This window comes from Ruegeria sp. (genome assembly GCF_028066395.1).
Lineage (GTDB): Bacteria > Pseudomonadota > Alphaproteobacteria > Rhodobacterales > Rhodobacteraceae > Ruegeria.
This window is the reverse complement of the sequence record NZ_JALCBM010000009.1, coordinates 69,971-73,369: the sequence shown is the minus strand read 5'-3', so window position 1 is coordinate 73,369 and position 3,399 is coordinate 69,971. Positions and strand designations below refer to the sequence as shown.

The 3,399-nt window shown below is 61.6% G+C and carries 2 protein-coding genes and 1 pseudogene; all 3 read right to left on the bottom strand.

Annotated features, from left to right (window positions below; genetic code table 11):
- Positions 1-37: 37 nt before the first annotated feature.
- A complete protein-coding gene (locus MPJ51_RS05145; RefSeq protein WP_298382727.1) occupies positions 38-1,744 on the bottom strand; it encodes an IlvD/Edd family dehydratase in 1,707 nt (568 codons plus the stop codon).
- Between the two features lie 58 nt (positions 1,745-1,802).
- Entirely contained in the window at positions 1,803-3,143 is a 1,341-nt protein-coding gene (locus MPJ51_RS05140) for an alpha-glucosidase/alpha-galactosidase (protein WP_298382725.1), read from the bottom strand.
- Between the two features lie 22 nt (positions 3,144-3,165).
- Positions 3,166-3,399, bottom strand: a pseudogene (locus tag MPJ51_RS05135) (carbohydrate ABC transporter permease); the annotation flags it as partial.

Genomic DNA, 3,399 nt, shown 5'->3' with positions numbered 1-3,399 from the left:
GCCCCGTTCAGATCGTGGAAAGTGGCGGGTTGGGTCATCAATGGCTCTCTCTGGTCACAAGGCGGGTGTCTTTGCCGACGAGGAAATCAAGGTCCGCGCCCTGATCGGCCTGCAGGACGTGGTCGATGTAAAGCTTGGCATAGCCGCGCGTGTAATGCGGTGCATCCGGTTGCCATGTGGCGCGGCGGGCGTCCAGTTCCTTTTGATCGACCAACAGTTCAAGTTCACCCTTGCTGGCCGACACACGGATGCGATCACCGGTCTTGACCAGCGCCAGCGTGCCGCCCGCCTGCGCCTCGGGGCTGACATGCAGGATGACGGTGCCGTATGCGGTGCCCGACATGCGCGCATCCGAGATGCGGATCATGTCGCGCACGCCTTCCTTCACCAGCTTTGCCGGGATCGGCATGTTGCCGACCTCAGGCATACCGGGATAGCCCTTGGGGCCGCAGCCTTTGAGTACCAGAATGGTCTGCGGCGTTACCGGCAGATCATCACGGTCGATATTGGCCTTCAGGTCTTCAATGTTCTCAAAAACGTAAGCCTCGGCCTCGGTTTCCAGCAATTCATCCGTCGCCGCCGAGGGCTTCACGATGGCCCCGTTCGGCGCAAGGTTGCCACGCAGGACACGCAGACCAGCGGCGGGTTTGACCGGGTCGTTGAAGGGGCGGATGACGTCAGTATTGAAACACTCCGCCCCTTCGTAATGGGCCGAGATATCCTTGTTCAGCACCGTTTTGGCGGGGCGCAGGAAGGGTTTGAGTTCGTTCAGCACGACCGGCACGCCGCCTGCGTAGCAGAAATCCTCCATCAGGTATTTGCCCGAGGGCATGCAGTTTACCAGTAGGGGGATGTCCGAACCGATCTCGAAATCCTTCAGCGTCAGGTCCACGCCGACGCGGCCCGCCAACGCCAGCAAATGCACGACCGCGTTGGTCGACCCCCCAACAGCGGCATTGGCCAGAATGGCGTTCTCGAACGCCTCTTTGGTCAGGATATCCGAGGGTTTCAGGTCTTCATCCACCATCTCGACAATCCGTTTGCCGGTCAGATGGGCCAGCGCCATGCGGCGGGCGTCGACGGCGGGCAGGGCAGCGTTGGTGGGCAGGGACATGCCCATCGCCTCGACCAGCGAGGCCATGGTGGAGGCCGTGCCCATGGTCATGCAGACGCCGGCGCTGCGCGACATACCGGATTCGGCGTTCATGAAATCCTGCAGGGTCATCTCTCCGGCGCGCACGGCCTCGGAGAATTTCCACACATCGGTGCCCGAGCCGATATCCTGCCCGCGATATTTGCCGTTCAGCATCGGGCCGGAACTGACCACGATCGACGGCAGATCGACCGAGGCCGCGCCCATCAATTGCCCCGGCGTGGTCTTGTCGCAGCCGCCCAGCAGAACGACCCCATCGATTCCATAGGCGCGGATCGATTCCTCGACATCCATGGCCAGAAGGTTGCGGAACAGCATGGCGGTCGGCTTCATCTGGGTTTCACCCAGCGACATGACAGGGAATTCGACCGGGAAGCCTCCGGCCTCCCACACGCCGCGTTTGACGCCCTCGGCCAGGTCGCGCAGGCCGGAATTGCAGGGGGTCAGCTCGGACCATGTATTGCAGATGCCGATGATGGGGCGCCCGTCAAAGGCATGGTCGGGGAAGCCCTGGTTTTTCATCCAAGACCGGTGAATGAACCCGTCCTTGTCGAGTTTTCCGTACCAGTGCTGAGATCTGCGTTTTGTCATATCTGGCTTTGCTTTTCGTGGCTGGGGTTGGATTTGAGTATTTGTGAAAAGGTGAAGATCAGGCGGCGCGCGCCGGGCGGCACCAGTCGGGCAGCCAGTCGGCATGGGCGGTCAGCAGGTCGGTGACGAGGCTGCGGATCTGGCGCAGGTCCAGCTCGGCGGCTGTGTGCGGGTCCATCATGGCGGCGTGATAAATGTGTTCGGGGTTTTGATCGACCAGCGCGCGGACGGTCAGGTCCTGCACGTTGATCTGGGTGCGCATCAGCCCGATCAGTTGCGGCGGGATGTCGGTGACGACGCTGGGCTGCACCCCGTTGGCATCGACCAGACAGGGGGTTTCGACCGCGGCCCCCGGCGGCAGTTGCGGAATCTGGCCGGTATTGGGCAGGTTGCCATAGGCCGTATAGGGCGTGTCGGTGACGATGGCGTTCATCAGGTCGGCGGCGAATTCATGGCTGCGGGTGACTGTGATGTCGCGGCCATCGGTCAGGGTCTTGGCCTGCTCCTTCCAGCCTGCCACCTGTTCCACGCAGCGGGTGGGGTATTCGTCCAGCGGGATCGAGAACTGCTCGATCAGGTCGTCTCGTCCGTCCTTGATGAACCACGGGACATATTCGGCCAGATGCTCCGAGCTTTCGGTACAGAAATAGCCCAGATGATCCATCACCTCGTAACGCACCTTGTTGGGGCAACGCGGCATCAGCAGCGGCGCTTTGGGCAGGCGGTCGCTGGCATAGCCCTGCCGCAAAGCCGGGTAGAGGTCGCGGCCCTGATGTTCGAGTTTCAGGAAGAAGGCGACATGGTTGACGCCTGCCACCTTGTAGCGGAACTCGTCCTTGGGCAGGTCCAGATCATGGGCCAGTTCTTGAACCGTGTTTTGCACCGAATGGCAGAGGCCCACCTGTTTCAGGGCCGGGAAACGCTCGGCCAGCGCCCAGGTGTTGATCGCCATCGGGTTGACATATTGCAGCAAGGTGGCGTTGGGGCAGACCTGCACCATGTCCTGCGCCACATCCCAAAGCACCGGCACCGTGCGCAGGCCGCGCATGATGCCGCCAACGCCCAGCGTGTCGGCGATGGTCTGGCGCAGGCCGTATTGTTTGGGGATTTCGAAATCGGTCACCGTACAGGGTTCATAGCCGCCGATCTGAAAGGCGGTGATAACGAAATCCGCGCCCTCCAGCGCCACGCGGCGGTCGGTGTGGGTCGTGACGGTTGCTCCGGTCCCGACCGAGCGGATCATGGCGCGGGCCACCGCCTCGCTTTCGGCCAGACGCACCGGGTCGATATCCATCAGCGCGAAATGACTGTTGGCCAGCGCGGGCGTCAGCAGGGCGTCGCCCACGATATTCTGCATGAAGATCGTGGAGCCCGCTCCGACAAAGGCAATTTTCGTCATGGTGCAAACCTTTGGTTTGACGTTATTTTACGGCACCGAGGGTCAGGCCCGCGATGAAGTGTTTCTGCATCAGAAAGAACATGGCCACAGGCGGCAGGGCTGCCACGATGGAACCGGCACTCATCAATTGATAGGCGGCGCGGAATTGCGCGTTGAAACTGGTGATCCCGGCAGTCACAGGCTGGCTTTCGGCACCCTGCGTCAGGACCACAGCCCAGAAATAGTCGTTCCAGATGAAAGTAAAGATCAACACGCT

Coding starts and splice junctions, on each gene's coding strand:
- MPJ51_RS05140 (WP_298382725.1), bottom strand. CDS start 3,143: ATGACGAAAATTGCCTTTGTCGGAGCGGGCTCCACGATCTTCATGCAG.
- MPJ51_RS05145 (WP_298382727.1), bottom strand. CDS start 1,744: ATGACAAAACGCAGATCTCAGCACTGGTACGGAAAACTCGACAAGGAC.